At 73.2% G+C, this 24,975-nt stretch carries 19 protein-coding genes and 1 pseudogene; 15 read left to right on the top strand and 5 right to left on the bottom strand.

The window, feature by feature from the left end:
* The first annotated feature begins 9 nt into the window (after window positions 1–9).
* From AB0E19_RS15920 to AB0E19_RS15890, 7 genes are all read left to right on the top strand, one after another.
* Window positions 10–795 carry a 4'-phosphopantetheinyl transferase superfamily protein gene (locus AB0E19_RS15920; RefSeq protein ID WP_362179332.1) on the top strand — a complete coding sequence of 262 codons (786 nt, stop codon included), beginning with the start codon at window positions 10–12 and terminating at the stop codon, window positions 793–795.
* 162 nt (window positions 796–957) lie between these two features.
* On the top strand, window positions 958–1,992 hold the full coding sequence (gene tdh / locus AB0E19_RS15915) for an L-threonine 3-dehydrogenase (RefSeq protein ID WP_362179329.1): 1,035 nt from the start codon (window positions 958–960) through the stop codon (window positions 1,990–1,992).
* A 3-nt stretch (window positions 1,993–1,995) separates the two neighbouring features.
* Window positions 1,996–3,195, top strand: coding sequence for a glycine C-acetyltransferase (locus AB0E19_RS15910; protein ID WP_362179326.1), 1,200 nt, complete (start codon window positions 1,996–1,998; stop codon window positions 3,193–3,195).
* A 182-nt stretch (window positions 3,196–3,377) separates the two neighbouring features.
* The gene (locus AB0E19_RS15905; RefSeq protein WP_362179322.1) at window positions 3,378–4,295 is read left to right on the top strand and encodes a LysR substrate-binding domain-containing protein; all 918 of its coding nucleotides are present in this window, start codon (window positions 3,378–3,380) and stop codon (window positions 4,293–4,295) included.
* A 159-nt stretch (window positions 4,296–4,454) separates the two neighbouring features.
* Window positions 4,455–5,639: an FG-GAP-like repeat-containing protein gene (locus AB0E19_RS15900; RefSeq protein ID WP_362179319.1), complete on the top strand. Its 1,185-nt coding sequence runs from the start codon at window positions 4,455–4,457 to the stop codon at window positions 5,637–5,639.
* 126 nt (window positions 5,640–5,765) lie between these two features.
* Window positions 5,766–6,464 (top strand): alpha/beta hydrolase, encoded by a 699-nt coding sequence (locus tag AB0E19_RS15895; protein ID WP_362179316.1) that lies wholly within the window; start codon window positions 5,766–5,768, stop codon window positions 6,462–6,464.
* A gap of 501 nt (window positions 6,465–6,965) precedes the next feature.
* A complete protein-coding gene (locus AB0E19_RS15890) occupies window positions 6,966–7,511 on the top strand; it encodes a DUF6232 family protein (RefSeq protein WP_362179313.1) in 546 nt (181 codons plus the stop codon).
* Between the two features lie 19 nt (window positions 7,512–7,530).
* Here AB0E19_RS15890 and AB0E19_RS15885 read toward each other — a convergent pair whose 3' ends face one another.
* Entirely contained in the window at window positions 7,531–8,757 is a 1,227-nt protein-coding gene (locus AB0E19_RS15885; protein WP_362179465.1) for an MFS transporter, read from the bottom strand.
* Window positions 8,758–8,852: 95 nt separating this feature from the next.
* Here AB0E19_RS15885 and AB0E19_RS15880 point away from each other — a divergent pair, with 95 nt between their 5' ends.
* Window positions 8,853–9,545, top strand: coding sequence for a VOC family protein (locus tag AB0E19_RS15880; protein WP_362179310.1), 693 nt, complete (start codon window positions 8,853–8,855; stop codon window positions 9,543–9,545).
* A gap of 21 nt (window positions 9,546–9,566) precedes the next feature.
* Here the strand turns inward: AB0E19_RS15880 and AB0E19_RS15875 are convergent, their stop codons facing one another.
* Window positions 9,567–11,294, bottom strand: coding sequence for a serine hydrolase domain-containing protein (locus tag AB0E19_RS15875; protein WP_362179307.1), 1,728 nt, complete (start codon window positions 11,292–11,294; stop codon window positions 9,567–9,569).
* A 346-nt stretch (window positions 11,295–11,640) separates the two neighbouring features.
* Here AB0E19_RS15875 and AB0E19_RS15870 point away from each other — a divergent pair, with 346 nt between their 5' ends.
* The 4 genes from AB0E19_RS15870 to AB0E19_RS15855 all read left to right on the top strand — a co-directional run bounded on the left by AB0E19_RS15870 (window position 11,641) and on the right by AB0E19_RS15855 (window position 16,584).
* The gene (locus AB0E19_RS15870) at window positions 11,641–12,750 is read left to right on the top strand and encodes a nitronate monooxygenase family protein (RefSeq protein WP_362179304.1); all 1,110 of its coding nucleotides are present in this window, start codon (window positions 11,641–11,643) and stop codon (window positions 12,748–12,750) included.
* Entirely contained in the window at window positions 12,747–14,303 is a 1,557-nt protein-coding gene (locus AB0E19_RS15865; RefSeq protein ID WP_362179301.1) for an acyl-CoA synthetase, read from the top strand. Before AB0E19_RS15870 ends, AB0E19_RS15865 begins: the two co-directional genes overlap by 4 nt.
* Before the next feature lie 715 nt (window positions 14,304–15,018).
* Complete coding sequence (locus tag AB0E19_RS15860; protein ID WP_362179462.1) at window positions 15,019–15,423, top strand: MarR family winged helix-turn-helix transcriptional regulator; 405 nt, start codon at window positions 15,019–15,021, stop codon at window positions 15,421–15,423.
* A gap of 60 nt (window positions 15,424–15,483) precedes the next feature.
* Window positions 15,484–16,584: an ionic transporter y4hA gene (locus AB0E19_RS15855; protein ID WP_362179298.1), complete on the top strand. Its 1,101-nt coding sequence runs from the start codon at window positions 15,484–15,486 to the stop codon at window positions 16,582–16,584.
* A 6-nt stretch (window positions 16,585–16,590) separates the two neighbouring features.
* On the opposite strand, the pseudogene AB0E19_RS15850 reads toward AB0E19_RS15855, so the two are convergent.
* Window positions 16,591–19,046 (bottom strand): annotated as a pseudogene (locus AB0E19_RS15850) (penicillin acylase family protein).
* A gap of 184 nt (window positions 19,047–19,230) precedes the next feature.
* Here AB0E19_RS15850 and AB0E19_RS15845 point away from each other — a divergent pair.
* Complete coding sequence (locus AB0E19_RS15845) at window positions 19,231–20,733, top strand: fatty acyl-CoA synthetase (protein ID WP_362179296.1); 1,503 nt, start codon at window positions 19,231–19,233, stop codon at window positions 20,731–20,733.
* A 9-nt stretch (window positions 20,734–20,742) separates the two neighbouring features.
* Here AB0E19_RS15845 and AB0E19_RS15840 read toward each other — a convergent pair whose 3' ends face one another.
* Entirely contained in the window at window positions 20,743–21,627 is an 885-nt protein-coding gene (locus AB0E19_RS15840; protein WP_362179293.1) for an NAD(P)-binding domain-containing protein, read from the bottom strand.
* 92 nt (window positions 21,628–21,719) lie between these two features.
* Between AB0E19_RS15840 and AB0E19_RS15835 the strand changes: the two genes are divergently transcribed.
* Window positions 21,720–22,076 carry a helix-turn-helix domain-containing protein gene (locus AB0E19_RS15835; RefSeq protein ID WP_362179290.1) on the top strand — a complete coding sequence of 119 codons (357 nt, stop codon included), beginning with the start codon at window positions 21,720–21,722 and terminating at the stop codon, window positions 22,074–22,076.
* 221 nt (window positions 22,077–22,297) lie between these two features.
* Window positions 22,298–23,293: a hypothetical protein gene (locus tag AB0E19_RS15830; RefSeq protein ID WP_362179288.1), complete on the top strand. Its 996-nt coding sequence runs from the start codon at window positions 22,298–22,300 to the stop codon at window positions 23,291–23,293.
* Between the two features lie 10 nt (window positions 23,294–23,303).
* Here the strand turns inward: AB0E19_RS15830 and paaK are convergent, their stop codons facing one another.
* The gene (paaK, locus tag AB0E19_RS15825; RefSeq protein ID WP_362179284.1) at window positions 23,304–24,593 is read right to left on the bottom strand and encodes a phenylacetate--CoA ligase PaaK; all 1,290 of its coding nucleotides are present in this window, start codon (window positions 24,591–24,593) and stop codon (window positions 23,304–23,306) included.
* Window positions 24,594–24,975: the final 382 nt, after the last annotated feature.

The following is a 24,975-nucleotide window of genomic DNA, read 5'->3' as shown; positions in this document are numbered from 1 at the left end:
AATGACCATGTGATCACCGACCGCCACGACGAGCCCGTCCCCGGACCCCGCGCGCCCGCCCCCGACCCGGACACCGCCTCCGCCCGGGTCGACGTCGACCTGTGGCAGCTCCGGGTGGACCACCTCACCGAGGAGGACCTCGACCCCGCCGACCTGGACGCCGAGGAACGCGCCCGACTCGCCGTACTCCTCCGGGCGGCGGACCGGCTCCGGTATGGCATCGGCCACATCGCCCTGCGCCGCCTCCTGGCCCCCCGGCTGGGCGTGGCCCCCGCCGCGGTCGCGTACCGCCGCGAGCCCTGCCCGGGCTGCGGAGCCCTCCACGGCCGCCCGGCCGTCGAAGCCCCGCCCGGCTCCCCGCACTTCTCCCTCTCGCACAGCGGCGACGTCGTCCTCATCGGCATCGCCGCCCGGCCCGTCGGCGTCGACGTCGAGACCTTCCCCGAGACCGCTACCGTCCACGACGTCGCCTCGGCCCTCCACCCCCGGGAACGGGCCGAGATCGCCCGGGCCGGGCACGCGCCCGAGGCGTTCGCCCGCGTCTGGTGCCGCAAGGAGGCCTACCTCAAGGGCCTCGGCATCGGCGTGGCCCGCCCCCTCGACCTGGACTACCTCGGCGAGGACGACCCCTCCGCCCGCCCCGAGGGCTGGGCCGTCCAGGACGTGCCCACCGCCGGCGGACACGCGGCGGCCGTCGCGGTCGAGGGACCCCTGGGAATCGTCCGTTCGAGTTGGCTTCCGTCCTCCTTCGTGACCGCCTCCGCCACCGTCGAAGCCCCGGGCGGACGCCCCTGAACTGCGACGACGCCCCGGCGTGAAGCTGAACTGCGAGCGCGCTTAAGAAAACCTCGATGGACCGCGAGCCCCCGGTACGGAAGATTCGTCTCCGAGGATCTTGGGCACGCGCGCGTGCCTTGACCCGTACATCACAGGACACGCACGTCGGGAGCCGTGGCATTGAAGGCGTTGGTCAAGCTGAAGGCGGAGCCGGGACTCTGGCTCACGGACGTGCCCGAGCCGGAGACCGGCCCCGGGGACGTACTGATCAAGGTCAAGCGGACCGGGATCTGCGGTACCGACCTGCACATCCGTTCCTGGGACGGCTGGGCGCAGAAGACCATCGCGACCCCGATGACCATCGGCCACGAGTTCGTCGGCGAGGTCGTCTCCGTCGGCCGTGACGTCAGCGACATCGTCGTCGGGGACCTGGTCAGCGGCGAGGGCCACCTCGTCTGCGGCAAGTGCCGCAACTGTCTCGCCGGCCGCCGCCACCTCTGCCGCGCCACCGTCGGCCTCGGCGTCGGCCGCGACGGCGCCTTCGCCGAGTACGTGGCGCTGCCCGCCTCCAACGTGTGGGTGCACCGCGTCCCGGTCGACCTCGACGTCGCCGCGATCTTCGACCCGTTCGGCAACGCCGTCCACACCGCCCTCTCCTTCCCCCTGGTCGGCGAGGACGTCCTCGTCACCGGTGCGGGCCCGATCGGCATCATGGCCGCCGCCGTCGCCAAGCACGCCGGCGCCCGTAACGTCGTCATCACCGACGTCAGCGAGGAGCGCCTCGACCTGGCCCGCAAGACCGGCGTCTCGCTCGCCCTCAACGTGGCGGAGAAGACCATCGCCGACGGCCAGCGCACCCTCGGGCTGAAGGAGGGCTTCGACGTCGGCCTGGAGATGTCCGGCAACCCGCACGCCATGCGCGACATGATCGCCAACATGACCCACGGCGGAAAGATCGCCATGCTCGGCCTGCCGAGCGAGGACTTCGCCGTCGACTGGGCGAAGATCGTCACCTCGATGATCACCATCAAGGGCATCTACGGCCGCGAGATGTTCGAGACCTGGTACGCCATGTCGGTCCTCCTGGAGGGCGGGCTCGACCTGTCCCCGGTCATCACGGGCCGGTACGACTACACCGACTTCGAGGCCGCCTTCGACGACGCGGCCTCCGGCAAGAGCGGCAAGATCATCCTCGACTGGACTGCGGGAGCCTGACCCATGTTCGATTCCGTACGCGACGACATCCGCGCCACCCTCGACGAGATCCGGGCGGCCGGCCTCCACAAGCCCGAGCGGGTCATCGGCACGCCCCAGTCCGCGACCGTCGAGGTCACGGCCGGCGGCCGCCCCGGCGAGGTCCTCAACTTCTGCGCCAACAACTACCTCGGCCTCGCCGACCACCCCGACGTCGTCGCAGCCGCCCACGAGGCGCTCGACCGCTGGGGCTACGGCATGGCCTCGGTCCGCTTCATCTGCGGCACCCAGGAGGTGCACAAGGAGCTGGAGGCCCGCCTCTCGGCCTTCCTCGGCCAGGAGGACACGATCCTCTACTCCTCCTGCTTCGACGCCAACGGCGGCGTCTTCGAAACCCTCCTCGGCGCCGAGGACGCGGTCATCTCCGACGCCCTCAACCACGCCTCCATCATCGACGGCATCCGCCTCTCCAAGGCCCGCCGCTTCCGCTACGCCAACCGTGACATGGCCGACCTGGAGCAGCAGCTCAAGGAGGCCACCGAGAGCGGCGCCCGGCGCAAGCTGATCGTCACCGACGGCGTCTTCTCCATGGACGGCTACGTCGCCCCGCTCGCCGACATCTGTGACCTGGCCGAGCGCTACGACGCCATGGTCATGGTCGACGACTCGCACGCCGTCGGCTTCGTCGGCGCCGGCGGCCGCGGCACCCCCGAGCTCCACGGCGTCATGGACCGCGTCGACATCATCACCGGCACCCTCGGCAAGGCCCTCGGCGGCGCCTCCGGCGGCTACGTCGCCGCCCGCGCCGAGATCGTCGCCCTGCTGCGCCAGCGCTCCCGCCCGTACCTCTTCTCCAACACCCTCGCCCCGGTCATCGCCGCCGCCTCCCTCAAGGTCCTCGACCTCCTGGAGTCCGCCGGCGACCTGCGCGACAAGCTCAACGCCAACACCGCGCTCTTCCGCAGCCGCATGACCGAGGAGGGCTTCGACATCCTCCCCGGCGACCACGCCATCGCCCCCGTCATGATCGGCGACGCGGCCGTGGCCGGGAAGATGGCCGAGCTCCTCCTGGAGCGCGGCGTCTACGTGATCGGCTTCTCCTACCCGGTGGTCCCCCAGGGCCAGGCCCGCATCCGCGTCCAGCTCTCGGCCGCGCACTCCACGGAGGACGTGAACCGCGCGGTGGACGCGTTCGTGGCGGCCCGGGCGGAACTGGGCGCCTGAGTCTGGATCCGGGATCCAACCTCCGGGATCCATCCTCCGGGATCCAACCTCCGGGATCCCGGACATTGGATCCGATTTGCAGGATCCAATGTTCTGGATCCGATGTTTTGGATCCGAATGATTGGATCCAAGATCCCAGGCCACGGGCACAAGCCCCGCCCCCGGCCTGGGAGACTGGGCACATGATCGAAGCACGGCGGTTGCACATCCTCCGTGCGGTGGCCGACCACCGCACGGTCACCGCGGCGGCCGCCGCGCTCTACCTCACCCCCTCCGCGGTCTCCCAGCAGCTCGCCGCCCTGGAGCAGGAGACCGGCCACCGGCTCGTCGACCGCAGTGCCCGCGGCGTGAGGCTCACGTCGGCCGGCGAGATCCTCCTGAGCCACGCCAACGCGGTGCTGGCGCAGTTGGAACGGGCGGAGGCGGAGCTCGCCGCGTACGGCTCGGGGGAGGCGGGGACCGTCACGGTCGCGGCGTTCGCCACCGGCATCGGCCTCGTCGTCGCCCCCGCCATCGCGGACCTCGCCACCACGGCACCAGGCATCAGGGTCAGGGTGCGGGACGCCGAGGGCGACGCGAGCCTGCTGATGGTGCTCGACCGGCAGGTGGACGTGGCGGTGGCCGTCGAGTACCGGGGAGCGCCGGGCGAGGACGACGACAGGCTCACCCGGGTCCCGCTCTACGCGGAGCCCTTCGACGTGGTGCTCCCGCCCGGCCACGCCCTTGGCGGTACCGAAGGCGTCGCGCTCGCCGATCTCGCGAAGGACGCCTGGATCGGCCAGTCCATGGGCAACCCCTGCCACGACGTCACCGTCCTGGCCTGCGAATACGCGGGTTTCGAGCCCCGTTTCGAGCACGTCTCGGACGACTTCCGGGCCGTCGTCGCCCTCGCCGCCGCGGGTGCCGGTGCGGCCCTCGTGCCCCGCTCGGCCCTGCGCGGCATGGACCTCAGGGACGTCGCGGTCCGCCCCGTCGACGGCGTCGCCCCCACCCGCCGCGTCTTCGCCGCCGTACGCCGGGGCTCCGAGGACCATCCCCTCATCGCCCCCGTGCTCACCGCCCTCCACGCGGCCGCGGCCGTCGGCCTCGGCGCGCCCTAGGCGTATCGACCCGCAGGGTCGTCGACGCGGGGGTGGTGGTCGACGGCGGTGTGGACGGAGCGGGGCGGTGGAATCGCGTAGCAGCGGGCGGTGGCCTGCGGATACGGTCCTGGCTGTGGCGCGTTGAATCATGCACGCGTCACATCAGGGAGGGAATTCATGCGTATACCCCTGTTCCGGCGTCTGGCCTCCACGGCCGCCGCGCTGGGACTCACTTCGCTCGGCCTGCTCGGCGCGGGCGCCGCGCCCGCACAGGCCGCGGTGAGCGACTGCCCCACGGGGTACTTCTGTGCGTGGGCGAACACCGACAGCACGGGTTCGATGTTCACGACGCAGTCGAGCAAGGCGACACTGGGCACGTGGGACAACAAGTTCCGCCTGATCATCAACCGCACGCCGGGTTTCGCCTGCACCTTCGACGAGCCGAACTACGGTGACGCTGCCGGGCGGTACGGGAACGACGGCTATGCCACCGGCATCGCCAGCAGGTCCGTCAGTTCGGTGAAGATCGTCCGCACGATCCGGGAGTGCGAGGGGCCCGCGTACCCCTACTGGCTCACGGAGACCTCGCCCAAGGCCGCCGGCTTCGGCGACATGAACGGCGACCGGAGGGCGGACGTCCTCGTCCGCGACCTGGTCGGACGTCTGTGGTTCCTGCCCGGTGACGGCAGCGGCCGGCTGGTCGGTACGGGCGGGTGGAACGCCTTCAACGCCATGGTCCGGCACGGCGACTTCAGCCGGGACGGCCGCGAGGACGTGATCGTCCGCGAGGCGTCCACCGGCAGACTGTGGCTCTACCCCGGCACGGGGTCCGGTGGCCTCGGCACGCGCACGTTGATCGGTTCCGGTGGCTGGAACGCCATGAGCCGGATCGCCGCATTCGGCGATCTGACCGGCGACGCGCGGGCCGACCTGATCGCGGTGGAGAAGTCCACCGGCAGGCTGTGGCTGTACCCGGGCACCTCCACGGGCGCCCTGGGCGCACGGAAGCTGCTCGGCACCGGCGGCTGGAACGGCATGAACGCCTTGGCGGGCGTCGGCGACATGAACGGCGACGGCCGGGCCGACCTCTACGCCCGCGAGGCGTCGACCGGCAAGCTCTGGCTCTACCCGGGCAGGGCCGGAGCGCTCGGTTCGCGCGTGCTGGTCGGCAGCGGCGGCTGGAACGGCATGCCGACGCTCATCGCCAACGGCGACTGGTCGGGCGACGGCCGGCCGGACCTCGTCGCGACGAAGGCCGGCGACGGCATGCTGTACCGGTACGCGGGTACGGGCAGCGGCGGCCTCGGAGCCGGCGACTGGCTCGGCGGCGGCGACTGGTGGGACCTGAACGGCGCCTTCTGACCCTCGAAAGGGCCTTCGCCTCCGGGCGGGGCCCTTTCTCGCACCCGGCGAAGACCGTGCCGTACCCGGACGCGCATCGAAGCTATTTCCGGAATGGTTGCCGGGTCGCTTCGCTAGGGTGCGGCCATGGTGAACTACGTGCTGGTTGCAGGTGCGCGGCTCGGATCGTGGGCGTGGGACGAGGTGGTGCCGCAGCTGCGAGCGGCCGGCCACGGCGTCCACCCGCTGACGCTGTCCGGTCTCGCCGAGAAGCGGGGCGTGCCGGCCGGGCAGCAGACCCACGTCCAGGACATCGTCGACGAGGTGGAGCGCCGGGATCTGCGCGACGTCGTCCTGGTGGGCCACAGTTACTCGGGCATCCCGGTCGGTCAGGCCGCCGGGCGGGTCGGCGACCGGCTGGCAGGCGTGGTGTTCGTCGACTCCAGCGTTCCGGCCGATGGCGCATCGTTCCTCTCCGGCTGGCCGGACGGCGGGGCGATGGTGAGGGCGTCGATCGCCGAGAACGGAGGATTCTGGCCGGTCGCGCCCGCGGCCCACTTCGAGGGCCACGGCCTCGCCGACGAGCAGATCGCACGGATCGTGGACGGCGCGACGCCGCACCCGGGTGCCACGCTGACCGAACCCGCCGTGCTGGAACGGCCGCTCGGTGACCTCCCGGTCACGTACGTCAAGTGCACGCTCGGTGACCCGGAGCCGAGCGACGACGTGGCCGAGCTGCTGACCAGCGAGCACTGGCGGCTCGTCGACATGGACACCGGCCACTGGCCGATGTTCTCCCAGCCGCGCGAACTGGCGCGGATCCTCCTCGACGCAGCCGGGAAGTGACCGCAGTCTCGTGCCAGCGGACTCCTTGCCGGTGTGTACCGCGTGCGATCGTCACGGCCACTCGTTGATGTAGGTGCCGTCGACGAGCTGCGGCCTCGTCCACGCCGGCGGGCGTCCCGGCTCGCTCCCCGCCGCCGGGGATTGGCCAGTTCTGGTCTGCCGTGCACGGTGCCGCGGGCGCTTAATGGGGCTCCCGCGAGGCGCGGGGTGAGCGACGAGTGCGACGAGTGCATGGGGGAGCACATGGCCACCACCGGGAGTCCTGGACCGCCGCCGGGAACACCGCCCGCGGGCCCGCCGACCCCACCGCCCGCGCCGCCGGCCGGGCAGCCGCCCGTACCCCAGGCCGCACCACCGCCCGTACCGCCCGCCGCACCACCGCCCGTACCACCGCCCGTGCCGCCACCCGCACCGCTGGGTGCGCCCCCGGCCGGATCTCCGCACGCACCCCGACCCGCATTCCCACCCACGCCCCCGACCGGGTCGGCGGGGCCGCTGCTGGTGCCTCCGGCCGTCGTGGTGCCGCCGCGGTTCCCCGCGCCGCCGCGTCCGAAGGAGGACCTGGAGATCGCGGTGCGGCGTCGGATGCTCTGGGTGGGATCGGCGGCGTTCCCGTTGCGGAACATCACACGGGTCGAGGCGTCGAGGGCCAAGCCCTACCGTGACACGCCGTTCGTCGGCTTCCTGAAGTGGCTGGCGTTCGCCGTCCTCGCCTATCTCGTCCTCGGCGTGGTGGACGGCGGAAGGGCGTGGCGAGGGACGGAGGGTGACGCGTTCCTCCTCGCCGCCGTGATCGGTCTCGTCCTCCTCGTCCTCGGTGGACTGTTCAGACCGCCGCGGCCGGTGCTCGTCGTGGAGACGGCCGCCGGCTCCGTGACGGTCGTGACCCTGCCGAACATGGACCAGCTGCGGGTGATCGCCGGGCAGATCGTCCATGCGATCGACCATCCGGACGCCGACTTCGCGGCGTACGTACGCCGGTTGGACAACGCCAACGGGAACGTCGTCCACCAGCGTGGCGGGAACAACGGGAGGAACGGGTGGTGACCGCGCGGCCCGCGCCGGGCTAGACGGCCGCCGTCACCCGGTCTCCGGTGGCTCCCCGGAGCAGGAGAGGGGTGGCGAGCAGGAGGACGCCCGCGGCGGCGAGGGCGGTACGGGGGCCGGTGACGGCGGCGAGCAGGCCCCAGAGGGCCGTGAGGGCGGCGATGGAGAGGCTCGCGCTGACCGACCAGGCGGCGAGGGTGCGGGCGAGGCGCGTGGGGTCCGTGTGGCGGAGGCGGTGCGTGGCGAGCAGGGGGTTGAAGACGCCGCAGGACGCCACGAGCCCGAGCTGCACGCCCATCACCACCACCATGCCGGCGGCGCCGGACGGTACGAACGCGAGCCCCAGCGACCAGCAGCAGCGCAGCACCCCGGCGGTACGGAGCACCCGCGCGTCGCCGTACCGGGCCACCAGCCGGGGCGCGAGGCGCGAGCCCACGAGCCCGCCGACGCACGGGGCGGCGAAGACGAGACCGTACTGCCAGGGGGAGAGGCCGAGGTCGCGCAGGAGCAGGACGGCGAGGAGCGGCTCCGAGGCCATGATCAGGCCGTTGACGGCGATCGCGTTGAGGAAGAGCGGGCGCAGAACGGGGTGGCGCAGGATGTGGCGCCACCCCTCCGACAGCTCTTCCGCGCGCGGCCGTCCCTCCGGGCGCCGCGCGGGCTCCGGTTCCGAGCCGCCGACGGAGCGGATGCCGAGGGCGGAGAGGAGGTGACTGCAGGCGTCGGCGAGGATCGTCGCCACGGGCCCGAGGAGCGCGATCGCGGCCCCGCCGAGCGGGGGACCGGCCATGGACGCCGTCCAGTTCGTCGCCTCGAAGCGGCTGTTGGCGAGGAGGAGGTCCTCCGGCGGCAGGATCCCCTTCAGGAAGGCGCCGCTCGCGGCCCGGAACGCGATGTCCGCCGTCGCGACGACCACCGACACCACCAGCAGCTGGACGAATCCCAGCCACCCGAGGAGGTACGACACGGGGACGCTGGCCAGGGCCGCGAACCGGACCAGGTCCATCGCCACCATGACGGGCCGCTTCCGCCGGAACTCCACCCACGGCCCGAGCGGCGCCGCGAGCACCGCCCCGACCGCCCGCCCCGTCGCCGCCAGCGCGGCCACCTGGGCCGGGCCCGAGTCGAGCACGACCACCGCGAGCAGCGGAAAGGCGCCGAAGCCGAGCCAGGTGCCGTACGTGCTCACCGCGTACGCGGCCCACAGGCGCCCGAACCGCCGCCCCAGTGACCGCCGCGCCGCCATGACCCGTCCCACCGCCCTCTCCACACGTTCCCGGTCGCTCCGGTCGCTCCGACCGAGCCGCCGACTTTACCCCCGGGATCCTCTAGGTTCTCCTCATGCCGGAGACAGAGAAGACAGAGCCCATCAGGCCGCTGCGGTTCCACGAGACGCCCGGCCTCCAGGACTGGCGGGTCGTCGGGGAGGGGGCCTGCGCCTACTTCCGCACGGAGTCGTTCGCCGCCGGGGCCGCGTTCGTGGGCGCGCTCGCCGGGGCACTGCCGGGCGGGTCGGGGCCCGACGGGGCGGGGCCCGATGTGGACCTGCGGCCCGGCGGCGTCCTCGTCCGGCTGATCACGGTCACCGACGACTACTACGGCCTCACCGAGCGGCACCTTGAGGCGGCCCGCCGCGTCTCGGCGCTGGCCCGCGACCACGGCCTGACCGCCGATCCGTCGGGCATACGGACGGTTCAGGTGACGGTGGACGCGCTCGTACTGCCGGAGGTGCTGCCGTTCTGGCGCGCGGTGCTCGGCTACGAGAACCGCGCGGGCAGCGACGAGGACCTGATCGACCCGCTGCGCCGCGGCGCGCCCTTCTACTTCCAGCGGATGGACGCCCCGAGGAGCGGGCGGAACCGGATCCACGTCGACGTCTGGGTGCCGTACGACGAGGCCGACGCCCGGATCGCGGCGGCGCTCGCCGCCGGAGGCCGGATCGTGAACGACACCGACGCGCCCTCGAACGTGGTCCTCGCCGACCCCGAGGGCAACGAGGTCTGCGTCGGCGTCGCGGGCCCGCCGACAGCGTAGGCGGGGCGCCGGCCCCCGTGCTCAGTCCGCCGAGCGGTGCCAGCCCGCGGCGGCGACGCGGGAGGCGTCCGACGGGAGGGATTCGTCGAACAGGGCGCGGCCCGTGCCGTCCAGGACCCGGACCCCGGTCACGTACACCCCGCGTCCGACGGCGCGGCCGGCGGTGGAGTACCGGAAACGGAGCCGGAGGAAGGGCCGGGGGAGGGGCCCGGCGGGGGGCGCGGGCACGGGGGCCGGCGGGAGGACGGCCGTGAGGCGGTGCCAGCGACGGCCGGACCACCCGGAGGCCGTGCCGTCCGGGTGGTCGCGTTCGTCCTCGGTCCGGTCGAGCGGGGCGGTGCGGAAGGGGACGGGCCGCCAGGCCACGTCGCCGTCGGGCGCCGCCTCCAGGACCAGGGGGTCGGTGGCCGGCACGGTGTCCCACCAGAGGAGGCAGGTGAGACGGTCGGCGTCGGGGCCCGCCGCCGGGAGGGTGAGGGTCGCGCCGTCGGCGGCCGCCATGCCGGAGAACCAGGCCGTGGGGCCGGGCGCGCCGGCCGGGGGACGTACCGGGATCGCGCGGGCCAGGCGGTCGGCGGCGGCGAGCCGGGGCGCCGAACCGGTACGCCAGGTGCGGACCGGGTGCACCGAGTTGGCGAGCAGGATCAGGAACGCGTCGGAGTCCGGGGCGAGCACCAGGCTGGTGCCGGTGAAGCCGGTGTGCCCGGCGGTGCGGGGACCGGAGAGCGCGCCCATGTACCAGCGCTGGTCGAGCTCGAAGCCGAGGCCGTGCGTGTGACCGGGGAAGGCGTCGTTGACGTCGGTGAGGAGGAGGTCCACGGAGGCGGGGGAGAGGACGCGGGTGGAGCCGTACACCCCGCCGTCGAGGAGGGTGCGGGCCAGGACGGCGAGGTCGCTGGCGCGGGAGAAGACGCCGGCGTGCCCGGCGACGCCGCCCAAGGCGTACGCGTTCTCGTCGTGGACCTCGCCCCGCACCATGCCCCGGTCGAGCCGGGCCCACGGCCGGCGGGCGTCCTCGGTGGCGGCGGTCTCCGCCCGCCACGAGAGCGGGGGCACGAAACGCGTGCGGTGCATCCCGAGCGGAGCGGTGATCTCGTCGTGGAGCAGCGTCTCCAGACCGCGACCGGTGATCCGTTCCAGGAGCAGGTGCAGCGCGATCATGTTCAGGTCCGAGTAGCGGTACGCGGTCCCCGGCGCCGCGAGCGGCGCCTCGTCCCACAGCATCCGCAGCCGCCCCTCCCGGTCCGGCGCCTCGTACAGCGGCAGCTCCGCCCGCAGCCCCGAGGTGTGACCGAGCAGCTGCCGGACCGTGATCCCCGCCTTCCCCGCCCCGCCGAACTCCGGGAGGTACGCGGCCACCCGCTCCCCGAGCTCCAGCGCACCCCGCTCCACCTGGCGCACCGCCAGGATCGCGGTGAAGAGCTTGGTCAGCGAGGCCACGTCGAAGACCGTGTCCGGCGTCATCGGGACCCGCGACTCCGGCGCGAGCCCGACCCCCGTGTCGTTCTCCTCGTCGTACGCCTCCCAGCGCGCCGCCCACCCGACCGCCCCGTGCAGCGCCACCGTCCGGCCCCGCCCCGCGAGCAGCACGGCCCCCGCGCACCACGGATGCACGGGCGAAGGTCCGAGGAACCCGCGCACGTCCTCGACCATCGCCTCCAGCTCTCGCCCCAGCAGCCCCGCCTCCTCCGGCGTACCCCACCGCAGACCGGGGGTCTCGCCGATCGGCTCATTCCTTGCCACGCCCATCCGCCCGCCTCCCGATGCGCGGATCCAATATCCGGGATCCAAAATCCTGGATCTCGGATATTGGATCCTGCCTCCCGGACCCTCCGTTTCGGATCCTGCCTCCCGGATCCCGGATCCTGCCTCCCGGATCCTGCCTCCCGGATCCCGGATCCTGCCTCCCGGATCCCGGATCCCGGATCCCGGATCCCGGATCCCGGATCCCGGATCCCGGATTTTGGATCCAGTCGTACGCCCACCTTCCCCGACCCGCCCCCTCAGCCCTCGCCGCCACCCCCGACCCAAACAATCTGACGCTCCATCAGAAAACCTCTTCCCTCCACCGCCCCTCTGCGGCATCCTGCCGCCCATGGAGACGGAGCTGAGTCGCACACTGGGGATCGAGCACGCCATCTTCGGCTTCACGCCCTTCCCCGCGGTCGCCGCCGCCCTCAGTCGGGCCGGTTGTTTCGGCGTGCTGGGCGCGGTCCGCTACACCTCACCCGACGACCTCGCCCGTGACCTCGACTGGATGCAGGAGCACACCGACGGGCGGCCGTACGGGCTCGACGTCGTGATGCCCGCGAAGAAGGTCGAGGGCGTCAGCGAGGCGGACGTCGAGGCGATGATCCCGGCCGGGCACCGTGAGTACGTGCGTTCGGTGCTCGCCAAGCACGGTGTGCCCGAACTCGCCGAGGGCGAGGCCTCGGGCTGGCGGATCACCGGCTGGATGGAGGAGGTGGCCCGCGGCCAGCTCGACGTCGCCTTCGACTATCCCATCAAGCTGCTCGCCAACGCCCTCGGCTCCCCGCCCCCCGACGTCGTCGCCCGCGCGCACGAGCACGGGGTGCTCGTCGCCGCGCTCGCGGGCAGTGCCCGGCACGCCCGCCGGCATGCCGAGGCGGGCATCGACATCGTCGTCGCCCAGGGGTACGAGGCCGGCGGCCACACCGGTGAGATCGCCTCCATGGTGCTCACCCCGGAGGTCGTGGACGCCGTCGCGCCGCTGCCCGTGCTCGCCGCCGGCGGCATCGGCAGCGGCGAGCAGATCGCCGCGGGGCTCGCGCTCGGCGCGCAGGGCGTGTGGCTCGGTTCGATCTGGCTCACCACCACCGAGGCCGAGCTCCACTCGCGCGCCCTCACGGCGAAGCTGCTCGCCGCGGGGTCCGGTGACACCGTCCGTTCCCGGGCGCTGACCGGCAAGCCGGCCCGGCAGCTCCGCACCGAGTGGACCGACGCCTGGGAGGACCCGGCGGGGCCGGGGCCGTTGCCGATGCCGCTCCAGGGGCTGCTGGTCGCGGAGGCTGTATCCAGGATCCAGAAGTACGAGGTGGATCCGCTCCTCGGTACCCCCGTCGGGCAGATCGTCGGCCGGATGAACTCCGAGCGCAGCGTCCAGCAGGTCGTCGACGAGCTGACCCGCGGCTTCGAGAAGGCCGTCGACCGGATCGGCCGGATCGCCGGAAGGAGCGCGTCGTGAGGGAGACCGCCGCCCCCAACGGGTTCTGGGCCCAGGCAGCCGCCGACCCGGAGCGCACGGTGCTGGTGGCGCCGGACGGCGAGGAGTGGTCGGCCGGCCGGCTGCTCGCCGCGGCGCACCGCATGGTGCACGGACTGCGCGCGGCCGGGCTCGAACGCGGCGACGCGTTCGCCGTCGTCCTGCCCAACGGCGTCGAGTTCTTCACCGCCCATCTCGCCGCCACCCAGGCCGGGTTCTACCTGGTCCCGGTCAACCACCACTTCGTGGCCGCGGAGATCGCCTGGATCGTGGCCGACTCCGGAGCGAAGGTCCTCGTCGCCCACGAGCGTTTCGCCGAGGCCGTCGTCACCGCCGCCGACGAGGCCGGGCTCGCCCCCAGCCACCGGTACGCCGTCGGGACGGTCCCGGGCTTCCGCCCGTACGCCGAACTCCTCGACGGGCAGCCGGAGTCGGAGCCCGCCGACCGGACGCTCGGCTGGGTCATGAACTACACCTCGGGCACCACCGGACGCCCCCGGGGCATCCGCCGCCCGCTGTCGGGACGGCTCCCCGAGGATTCCCATCTCGGCGGGTTCCTCGGCATCTTCGGCATCCGCCCCTTCGACGCGAACGTGCACCTGGTGTGCTCGCCGCTGTACCACACGGCGGTCCTCCAGTTCGCCGCCGCGGCGCTGCACATCGGGCACCCGCTGGTCCTCATGGACAAGTGGGCCCCCGAGGAGATGCTGCGGCTGATCGACACGTACGCGTGCACCCACACCCACATGGTCCCCACCCAGTTCCACCGCCTCCTCTCCCTCCCCGAGGAGACCCGCGCGCGCTACGACGTGAGCTCGATGCGGCACGCCATCCACGGCGCCGCACCCTGCCCGGAACACGTCAAGCGGGCGATGATCGCCTGGTGGGGCGGGTGCGTGGAGGAGTACTACGCGGCCAGCGAGGGCGGCGGCGCGTTCGCCACCGCCGAGGAGTGGCTGAAGCGGCCGGGCACGGTCGGCCGCGCCTGGCCGATCAGCGAACTCGCGATCCTCGACGACGACGGCAACGCCCTCCCGCCCGGCGAACTCGGCACCGTCTACCTGAAGATGAACACCGGTGGGTTCCAGTACCACAAGGACGCGGCCAAGACCGCGAAGAGCCGCGTCGGCGACTTCTTCACCGTCGGCGACCTCGGCCACCTCGACGAGGACGGCTACCTCTACCTCCGCGACCGCAAGATCGACATGATCATCTCGGGCGGCGTCAACATCTACCCGGCCGAGATCGAGGCCGCGCTCCTGGCCCACCCGGCCGTCGCCGACGCCGCCGCCTTCGGTGTCCCGCACGCCGGCTGGGGCGAGGAGGTGAAGGCGGTCGTCGAAGCCGCCGACGGGTACGAGGAGGGGCCGGCGCTCGCCGAGGAGATCCTCGCCCACTGCGCCGACCACCTGGCGGGCTTCAAGCGGCCGAAGTCCCTCGACTTCGTCGCGGTGATGCCCCGCGACCCCAACGGCAAGCTCTACAAGCGCCGGCTCCGCGACCCCTACTGGGAGGGCCGCGAGCGCCCGCTGTGAGCGGGCCGTGGCCGGGCCGGTTCCGATCGGGACCGGCCCCGACGGCCCGGATCCGGTGCGTCGGCCGAGGCCCGCTCCAGGCGGCCGGGGGTGGCACGTAGCCGGTCATGGGGCACTCCGCGCGGAGCTGTGGGCCGGCGCCGGGAATCGAGCACCGCCCTGCGTACACGTACTCCCTACCCGGTGGCGCCGGCCGTACGGGTGGACGACCATCCCCCGTGCCCGACGCCGGAGGGCGGCGCGCGTTCGGTGCGCGCGGCACCGGTGCGCCGACCCCCGCCGCTCCGCGCGTACCCCGGTGTCGCGCGGCACCGGGCCTCCGCGGCACGCCACTGCGCGGGCGGCTTCGGCCCCCGGGCCGGGGCGCTGCACCCGCATGGGCTGCGCCCTGCACCCGCATGGGCTGCGCCCTGCACCCGCATGGGCTGCGCCCTGCGCCCCAACCATGCGGAGAACACCTGGTCATGCCCTGCCGCGGCTCCCGGTTCGCCGCCGACGGCACGGTCCTCCCGGGTCCGGCGACCCACCCCGTGGACGAGGACCCACGCTCGGGGAACCCGAGCACGCCCGTGTCCTCCGGTAGCATCGATCACGGAAGATCTCTTTGCTTTGAAAGCAAAGTCGAATCGGAGGGTGCAGGGTGTCAACCGAGCGCGAGGGGAGCGGGGCCCCAGGGCCGGACGTCGACGACGCCGTCCGGACGCTGCTGCTGCTCATGCCCCGGATGGTCGGGCGGGTCAAGCGCATGAAGGTGCCGGAGGAGCTGGCGTCGCTGACGCTGGCGCCCCGTCACCTCTCCCTGCTCGCCTACCTCCTCTTCGACGGCCCCCTGAGCGTGAACGAACTGGCCGCGCGGCTGGGGGTCGCGCCCACCACCGTCAGCCTGATGGTGGGGGACCTCGCGAAGAAGGGGGTCCTGGAGCGGCACGAGGACCCCGCCGACCGCCGGCGGAAGATCGTGTCGATCGCGGAGGAGCGCCGCGGCGCCATCGACGGCTGGCTCGGCCGCAGCGCCGGTGCCTGGCGGGCGGCCCTGGCCCCCCTGGGACCGGCCGAACGGCGGATGTTCATCGACACCCTCTCCGCGTACGAGCACGGTCTGGCCGACGCAGAACAATGACGGAAACGGGCCGCGGCCTCCCACGGCGGGAACCGCGGCCCCCAAGGCAGGAAGAAGATGATGACTTCGAGCACCAAGGCGTTGACCCGCGAGTGGACCACGTGGGGGCCGGTGGTTGCCCTGCTTGCGCTGGTCTTCGCCTGGGGGCGCGACCTATCGGGCCTCGCCGTGGCCCTCGTCGCGCTCTGCCTCGCCGCCGCGGTCCTCGCCGCCGTCCACCACGCCGAGGTGATCGCCCACCGGGTCGGCGAACCCTTCGGCTCGCTCGTCCTGGCCGTCGCCGTCACCGTCATCGAGGTCGGACTCATCGTCAGCCTCATGGCCGGAGGCGGCGAGAAGACCGCCACCTACGCCCGCGACACCGTCTTCGCCGCGGTCATGATCACCTGCAACGGCATCGTCGGCCTCGCGCTCCTCGTCGCCGCGCTCCGCAACCGCGTCGCGGTCTTCAACGCCGAGGGCTCCGGCGGCGCGCTCGCCACCGTCTGCACCCTCGCCACCATGACGCTGGTGCTCCCCACCTTCACCACCAGCCACCCCGGCCCCGAGTTCTCCGGTGCCCAGCTCGCCTTCGCCGCCATCGCCTCGATCGCCCTGTACGGCGTCTTCGTCGCCGTCCAGACCGTCCGGCACCGCGACTACTTCCTCCCCGTCCCCGTCGAGGGCAAGGAGCCCTCGGAGGAGGAGCACGCCGACCCGCCGACCAAGGCCGTCACCCTGGCCAGCCTCGGCCTGCTCCTCGTCGCGCTGGTCGCCGTCGTCGGCAACGCCAAGGTGATCTCCCCGACCATCGAGGACGGCGTCCAGTCCGCCGGCCTGCCCAAGGCCGTCGTCGGTGTCGTCATCGCCCTCATGGTCCTGCTGCCCGAGACGCTCGCCGCCGTGCGCGCCGCCCGCCGCAACCGCGTGCAGACCAGCCTCAACCTCGCCTACGGCTCCGCGATCGCCAGCATCGGCCTGACCATCCCGGCGATCGCGCTCGCCTCCATCTGGCTGTCCGGGCCCCTGGTGCTCGGCCTGGGCCCCCTCCACATGGTCCTGCTCGCCCTCACCGGTGTGGTGAGCGCCCTGACCGTGGTGCCCGGACGGGCCACCCTCCTCCAGGGCGGCGTCCATCTCGCGATCTTCGCCGCCTTCGTGTTCCTGTCGTTCAGTCCCTGACGGACCTCACCTCTCCCCGACCCGCACCACCCGCAGCGCGGGCGAGCGCAGGATGTCCCTCTCGCAGAACCGGGAGGTCACCCAGCGCTCGCCCGCGAACAGCCTCGTCTGGTCGGCGTGGTGCGGCGAGGCCGGGTTCGAGGACTGGGAGTACGTGAGCAGGGTGCGGGCCACCGGGCAGCGCCCGCCGTCCCAGCCGACCGCCTGCACATGGCTCGTGCCGTGCGCGACCTCGGTGTAGCCGCCGCCCGCCGCGTTCCACACCGCCTCCGTCTTGTTCCAGACGCCCAGCGACTCCGTGCCCCCGCTCACCGGGATCCGCTCCCCGCCGCGTACGACGAACTGGTGGTCCCGCAGCGGCGCGTCCAGTGCGATCCCCGCCGTACGCAGCTCCGCCACCGCGTCCGCGAGGGCCGTCGCGAAACCGGCCGCGCCGGTGTCGAGGCCGCGCGGGGTCCGCACCGGGTCCGCCGCCGAGAACGGCACCTTCCACAGCCGCGCCGCCGGTACCGAGGCCGTGAGCTTCCGCCAGAACCGGTCGAAGAGCAGCGCGCCCCGGCTGTCCGAGTCCATCGTCCGGTCCCAGGCGGCGAGCACCCGGCAGGCCTCCGGCTCCGTCGGCAGCGCCGCCGGGCAGGCCGCGGCCACGTCCGCCGCCGCCAGGTCCGCGGCGGGGACCCGGTTCGCGAACTGCTGCCGCTGGAGGTCCGCCACGGTCAGCCGGCCCCGTGCCGCCATCCCCGCCACGTCCTCGATCCCGCCCCGGGTCCGCAGCGAACGCGGCGTCGCGAGCGTGCCGAAGACCCGCTCGTACCCGGTCAGCGGGCGCTCCGCGTTGGTCAGCCAGGCGCTGTCGTTGGAGTTCACCGCGTACGGCGCGTCCTGGAGCACCGGCATCCGCGACGGCCCGAAGATCCCCGGCTGGACCGCGTCCCGGTCCGAGCCGAGCGCGCACTCCGTCCGCGAGCCGTCGAGGACGGCGACGCCCGACGCCGGGTAGACGACCCGGCCGAGCGGGGTGGAGCAGCGCTCCGCCAGCTCGTCGGTGATCCGGGGAGTACCTGCGACTGGCCGAAGTAGGTGTGCCCGGACGAGTCCGCGGCGATCGTGTTCACCCACGGCAGGCCCTGGGTGCGGCGCAGCGTCTCGGCGACGTCCCGGGTGGAGCGGGCCCGGGCGAAGCCGAGGGCGGTGTCGGAGCCGCGCAGGTTCGCCGCGTTCGGGTCGCCCAGCGCGTAGGCGGTGGTCGCCGTCCACGGCAGCGGCAGGCTCGCGCCGAGCCCGCCGGTCACCGGGCCGTACCGGCTCCACCACTGGGTACGGGTCACCGGCGTGCCGTCCCGGTCCGCCACCGTCACCGTGCGCGCGGTCATCCGCTCCGGCTTCCCGTCCACCAGGTACGCGGTCGGGTCGCCCGGCACCAGCGTCAGCTGGTGGAGGTTCATCGGCACACCGGTGGCCACGGTGTGGCTCCAGGCGACCTTGTCGTTGAAGCCGATGTTGACGACGGTGGTGCCGAGCAGCGAGGCGCCGGAGACGTTCAGTTCGCCGGGGATGGTCTGCTGCGACTGCCAGAAGCGGCGGCCGCCCTGCCACGGGTAGTGCGGGTTCCCGAGCAGCAGTCCCCGCCTGTCGGCCGTCGTCGCGCCCGAGAACGCGACCGCGTTGGAGCCCATGGTGGCGTTCTCGGGCGCGAACAGCGCCCGCGCCGCCTCCGCCGTACGCTCCGGGTCGACGTCCGGCTCGCGCGCCGCCGTCTCCTCCTCCGCGTCTGTCGCGTCTGTCGCGGCGAGCGCGGCTCCCGCGGCGGCCGCGGCGGCCGCGGCCGGCGGGCGGGCCGCCGTGATGCCGTCGACCGCCCGGCCCTGACCGCCGAGCACCGCGACGGCGAAGCCGCGCCGGGCCACGTCCAGGGCCGTCACCGGCCGGACCCAGGCGGCGCCCGCGCACGCCGGATCCGTGATCCGGTTCTTCCGCAGCCAGGCGTTGTACCCGGCCGCCCACCCGCGCATCAGCTCCTTCAGCTCCCGGCTCGGACCCGCCGGAGCAGGCGTGCGCAGCAGCTCCTCGACCGTCCCGGCCTCCCTGACGCCCCGGAAGTACAGGTCGCTGGAGAGGTTCGAGGTCGCGGAGGAGAGCGAGCCGTCCGGCGTGCCGGAGGCCCCGAAGTGGCGCGAGCGCTCGCCGTTCAGGGTCACGAAGCCGTCGGCGAGCACGCACACCTGGTCGGCGGCCTGCGCCCAGCCCGTGCCGAAGCCCAGGCCGGCGTAGTCGTCGGCGAGGATGTGCGGCACGCCGTACTCGGTGTACCGGATGACGGCGTCGAGGCCCCGGTCGGACGGCCGGTGCACGGCGCCCCGCCCGCCGGGATCGGCCGCCGCCGCCCCGGGCAGCAGGCCCGCGGTGACGGCGGCGAGCGCGGCGCCCACCAGCGCCAGACGTCCCCGGGAACGGCGGGCGATGAAGCTGTGGTTGCGCAAGGGTGCCTCCCAACGGGCCGGTGGCCGGAGCCGGTTGGGACATCCAGTCAGCAAGCGCCCGCCCTGTCAACATCCCGTTCGGTATCCGAGGCCGGGAGGCGTGGGCTCAGCTCGCCGCAGGGTCGCGGTACTTGACCCGCCGCAGTGCCGCGCCGAGGATCCAGCCATGGAACGAGGACTGCTCACCCGCACCGTCGACGGCGTGCTGCGCGCCAGCGCCGAACGCGTCCCCGACCGGACCGCCCTGCGCTACGCGGACCGCGCCTGGACCTACGCAGAGCTGGACGCCGCCGTCTCCACGGCCGCGGCCGTGCTGCGCCGCGAGCCGGGAGTGGTGCCGGGCGCCCGGGTCGCCACGTACGGCCACAACTCCGACGCGTATCTGATCGCCTTCCTGGCCTGCGCCCGCGCGGGCCTCGTCCACGTCCCCGTGAACCACCACCTGACCGGTGACGACCTCGGCTACCTCCTGGACCAGTCGGGGAGTTCCCTCGTCCTCGCCGATCCCGGGCTCGCCGGCCGGATCCCCGCCGGCGTGCGGGTCAGGGCCCTGCGGGACGCGCCGGGTTCGCTCCTCGACGCGCTCGCGGCACCGGAGCCGTACGACTCCGACAGCGATCCCCGCGACCTCGTGCAGCTGCTCTACACCTCGGGCACCACCGCCCTCCCCAAGGGCGCGATGATGACCCACCGGGCGCTCGTCCACGAGTACGAGAGCGCGATCGAGGCGCTCGCACTGGCCGAGGACGACCTGCCCGTGCACGCGCTGCCGCTCTACCACTCGGCCCAGACGCACGTCTTCCTGCTGCCCTATCTGGCGGTCGGGGCTGAGAACACGATCCTCGAAGGGCCGGACCCGGAGACCCTGTTCGGGCTGGTCGAGGCGGGCCGCGCGGACAGCCTCTTCGCCCCGCCGACCGTGTGGATCGCCCTCGCCGGCCACCCCGGCTTCGAGAAGCGGGAGCTGTCCGCGCTGCGCAAGGCGTACTACGGCGCCTCGATCATGCCCGTGCCCGTCCTGGAACGGCTGCGCGGACACCTCCCCGGACTCGCCTTCTTCAACTGCTTCGGCCAGTCGGAGATCGGCCCGCTCGCCACCGTCCTCGGCCCGGACGAGCACGAGGGCCGGATGGACTCCTGCGGCCGGCCCGTCCGGCACGTCGAGGCCCGGGTCGTCGACGAGGGCGGCGCGGACGTCCCCGACGGCACCCCCGGCGAGATCGTGTACCGCTCCCCGCAGCTCTGCGAGGGCTACTGGGCGAAGCCGGAGGAGACCGCCGCAGCCTTCCGCGACGGCTGGTTCCGCTCCGGCGACCTCGCCGTCCGCGACGCCGACGGCTACCTGACCATCGTCGACCGGGTGAAGGACGTCATCAACTCCGGCGGGGTGCTGGTCGCCTCCCGCCAGGTCGAGGACGCCCTGTACACGCATCCGGCGGTCGCCGAGACGGCCGTGATCGGCCTTCCCGACGACCGCTGGATCGAGGCGGTCACCGCCGTGGTCGTCCCGCGCGGCGAGGTCACCGAGGCGGAACTCCTCGCCCACGCCCGCGACCGCCTCTCCTCCTTCAAGGCCCCCAAGCGGATCGTCTTCGCCGACGCCCTGCCCCGCAACGCCAGCGGCAAGATCCTCAAGCGGGAGCTGCGCGACCGTTACGCGGGGGCCTGACCGGCCGGCTCAGCGCCGGCGCAGCACCTCGGCGGCGCGGGAGAAGCCGTCCGTGCCGTGGCCGAGGGCCACGGTGCGGCGGGCGAGGCCCTCGACCGCGCGCATGACGCCCGAGTCGATGGCGTGGTCCTCGGCGGCGTGCACGATGTGCGCCATCGTCGAGACCGCCGACGTCACCGGGTTGATCGCGCCGGAGTACGTGCCGTCCTGCACGTCGCCGGCGAGCTCCTCGAAGAGCGGCGGCAGGATCTGCGCGATGCCCACCGCGAACGGGGCCAGCTCGCGCGGGGTGATGCCCTCCGCGTCGGCGAGCGCCATGGCGTGCACGTACCCGGCCATCGAGGTCCAGAAGATGTCGAGGAGCGCGATGTCGAAGGCCGCCGCGCGGGAGACCTCGTCGCCGAGGTGGGTGTGGGTGCCGTTGAGCGCGTCGAGCACCACGCGGTGCTCCCCGTACGTGTCGGACGGGCCGCTGAAGAGGAACACGCCGGCCGGCGAGCCGATCGTGACGGCCGGCGTCATGATGGCGCCGTCGAGGTAGTCGATGCCGTGCTCCGCGGCCCACGCGCCGGTGTCCCGGGCGCGGCCGGGGGTGTCCGCGGAGAGGTTGACCAGGACGCGGCCCTTGAGCGCGTCCGTGACGGCGTCCTGCCGCAGCACCGCGTCCGTGGCGTCGTAGTTGACCATGCAGATCACGGTCACCGGGCTCGCGGCCACGGCCTCGGCGGCGCTGGCCGCGACGGTGGCGCCGCGCTCGACCAGGTCGCCTTCCCGGCCGGGCGTGCGGTTCCACACCGTGGTGCGGACTCCGCCCGCGAGGAAGGCGCCGGCCAGGGCGCGGCCCATCGGGCCGAGGCCGAGGACGGTGACGGCGGACTGCTGGGTGGCGGACATGCGGGAACTCCTGTGCAGTGAAAACGGAATAGGGTGGGTGGGGCGACGCGGCGCGGGGAGGCCCGGCCGCACACGAACGCGGGAGGGACGAGATGGCGCGCATCGGTCTCGACGACCACGAGGGGATCTGCGGTGTGGCCGCCGCGATCTCGGTGATCGACGGCAAATGGAAGACCACGCTGCTGTGGCTGCTCGAATCGGGGCCGCACCGGCCCGGCGAACTGCGCCGGAAGGTGCCGAGGCTCAGCGAGAAGGTGCTGACCCAGGCCCTGCGCGAGATGGAGGAGGACGGGATCGTGCACCGCGAGACGCACGATGTCGTGCCGCTCAAGACCGTCTACTCGCTGACCGAGCAGGGTCTCGCGCTCTCCAGGGTGCTGGCCCCGCTGTCCGACTGGGGCCACGGACACCTCGACTGGCTGGCCGAGGAGCGACGCGCCGCCTCCTGACTCACTCCCTCCGGATCCGTGAGGCGCCGTCCCTGTGGACGTCACCACTGTCTCCCGGTGCCCGGACGGCGACAAGTACCCACTAAAAAGTGGGTACCCGGGCCGGTGGCCGGTGGCCGTCCGGCGCGGCTCGACGAGCCCGGTCCTCCTCGGACTCCTGTGCGATCTCGGAACTGTTAGTTTGTGGGCCGAATCGTTCAGTCTTCCCGGGGGGGAATCCCGTGAACCGCAGAACTCTGCTGAAGAGTGCCGTCGCGATCGGCATGGGGGCGCCGCTGGCCTCCCTCGCCGCCGCGACGCCCGCCCACGCGGCGGGCAACTACGACGTGCTCGTGACCGAGCAGGTCAAGAACAAGGTCATGCTGTTCCGAGCCATCAACCTCTGGACGCCCGAGAACCTCGGCTGGGAGTGGGCGGCGCCCGCCCAGACGGCTTGGGTCGGGCTCAACGACGCGCGCTTCCGCGAGACGGACCGCTTCGGCTGGGTGTGCGCGGTCGCCGCGGGCGGCGGCAAGGTCGGCATCGTCAACTTCGGTGACGACGACGCCTTGTTGTGGTCGGCGACCCCGGGCGGGAACCCGCACGCGGTCGAGTACCTCCGCGGCCACGGCGTGGTGGCCGTGGCCTCGTCGTCGGCGGTGTCCTCCACTCTGGACTACCAGGGCTACCTGTCCCTGTACGCCCCCACCGACGCGGACGACCCCGCCACGCTCGGGTCCGAGCCGGTCCAGCGCATCGAGTTCAGCGGCGCCCACGGCCTCTGGTGGGACGGCGCCCACCTGTACGCCCTGGGCACCTGGACGCTCGCCAAGTACCGCGTCACCGGCTCTCTCAAGAGCGCCAGGCTCGCGCTCGTCCAGAAGCACATGTGGGCCACCGAGTTCGGCGGCCACAGCCTGGACATGGACTTCACCGACTCGGGCCGGCTCGTCCTGAACGGCGCCCAGGCCATCTGGACCGTCGACAAGGCGACCCTCGCACTGACGAAGATCCGGTCGCAGAGCTACGGCGTGAAGTCCTTCTCCCGCGCGGTCGACGGCGAGTCCTTCTGGGTCCAGGCCATCGACGTGACGGATCCGCCCAAGGAGGGGTGGTGGAACGAGTACGTGCAGTTCTTCGACGCCGCGGGCACCCCGACCTATCGCCGGGGGCTCGACTACTACGGGTACGAAGGCCACTTCTACCGTTCCCGGATCGCCAGCATCAGGCTCTCCTGAACGCGGGGCCTCAGGGCTCCCTGAGGTCCACGATCCGCTTCAGTTTGCCGACGGACCGCTCCAGCGTCTCGGGGTCGACCACCTCGACCCCGACCGAGACGCCGATGCCGTCCTTCACCGCCGTCGCGATCGCCCGGGCCGCCTCCGCGCGTGCCTCGGGCGTCGCGTCGGCGCGGGCCTCCGCGCGGACGGTGAGCGCGTCGAGGCGGCCCTCCCGGGTCAGGCGGAGCTGGAAGTGCGGGGCGACGGCGGGGGTCCGGAGCACGATCTCCTCGATCTGCGTGGGGAAGAGGTTCACCCCGCGCAGGATGATCATGTCGTCGCTGCGGCCGGTCACCTTCTCCATCCGCCGGAACGCGGGCCGCGCGGTGCCGGGGAGCAGCCGGGTCAGGTCCCGGGTGCGGTAACGGATCACCGGCATGGCCTCCTTGGTGAGCGAGGTGAAGACCAGTTCGCCCTCCTCGCCGTCCGGCAGCACCTCGCCGGTGATCGGGTCCACGATCTCGGGATAGAAGTGGTCCTCCCAGATGTGGAGTCCGTCCTTGGTCTCCACGCACTCCTGCGCCACACCCGGTCCCATCACCTCCGACAGGCCGTAGATGTCGACCGCGTCGATGGCGAACCGCTCCTCGATCTCCGCGCGCATCGCCTCCGTCCACGGCTCCGCCCCGAAGACACCCACCTTCAGCGAGGTCGAGCGGGGATCCACGCCCTGACGCTCGAACTCGTCGAGAAGCGTGAGCATGTAACTGGGCGTCACCATGATGATCTCGGGCTCGAAGTCCTGGATCAACCGCACCTGACGAGCGGTCATGCCGCCGGAGGCCGGGATGACCGTGCAGCCGAGGCGCTCGGCGCCGTAGTGGGCGCCGAGGCCTCCCGTGAACAGGCCGTAGCCGTACGCCACATGGACGCGGTGGCCGGGACGGGCGCCGGCGGCGCGCAGCGAGCGCGCCACGACCTCGGCCCACACGTCCAGGTCCCCCTCCGTGTAGCCGACCACCGTCGGCAGGCCGGTGGTGCCGCTGGAGGCGTGGATCCGGCGGATCCGCGACCGGTCGACGGCGAACATCCCGAAGGGGTAGTGGTCGCGCAGGTCCGCCTTTGTGGTGAAGGGGAAGCGGGCCAGGTCGGCGAGCGAGCGGCAGTCGTCCGGACGCACCCCGGCCGCGTCGAAGGCGCGCCGGTGGAAGTCCACGTGCGCGTACGCGTGCCGCAGCGTGTCCCGCAGCCGCTCCAGCTGGAGCGCCGCCAGCTCCTCGCGCCCGAGCCGTTCGCCGCCGTCCGCCAGTTCCTTCATGCGCCGCCACTCCTCCGCGCCCGGCCGGCCGCCCGGCACGCGCACCCACGCGAAAACGGACGACCGATCATTCGGTAGATACGTGTGGGGGCCAGTAAAACGCCCCCGGGGAGGGGTTTGGCAAGGGCCCGGCGCCACTTTTCCGCACGCCTCGGTGCCCTCTCCGCCTCTCCGCCTCTCCGCCTCACCGCCCGCCGCCCCGCCGCCCCGCCGCCCCGCCGTCCGGCCGTCGGCGAGTGGGCGTGCCGTCGTCACCCCATGGGGTGGGTTCCCGCGGGCGCACGCATACGGGCCAGGGGCCCCGGGGACCGTGGGACCAGCCGGGGCCCCGCGGCCCCGCACCCCCGCCGGTCGCACCAGGACCGGCGGGTCCGCCCGCGCG

Source organism: Streptomyces sp. NPDC047974 (assembly GCF_040653375.1).
Lineage (GTDB): Bacteria > Actinomycetota > Actinomycetes > Streptomycetales > Streptomycetaceae > Streptomyces.
The sequence above is the reverse complement of the archived record's forward strand: the minus strand, read 5'-3'. Positions and strand labels throughout refer to the sequence as shown.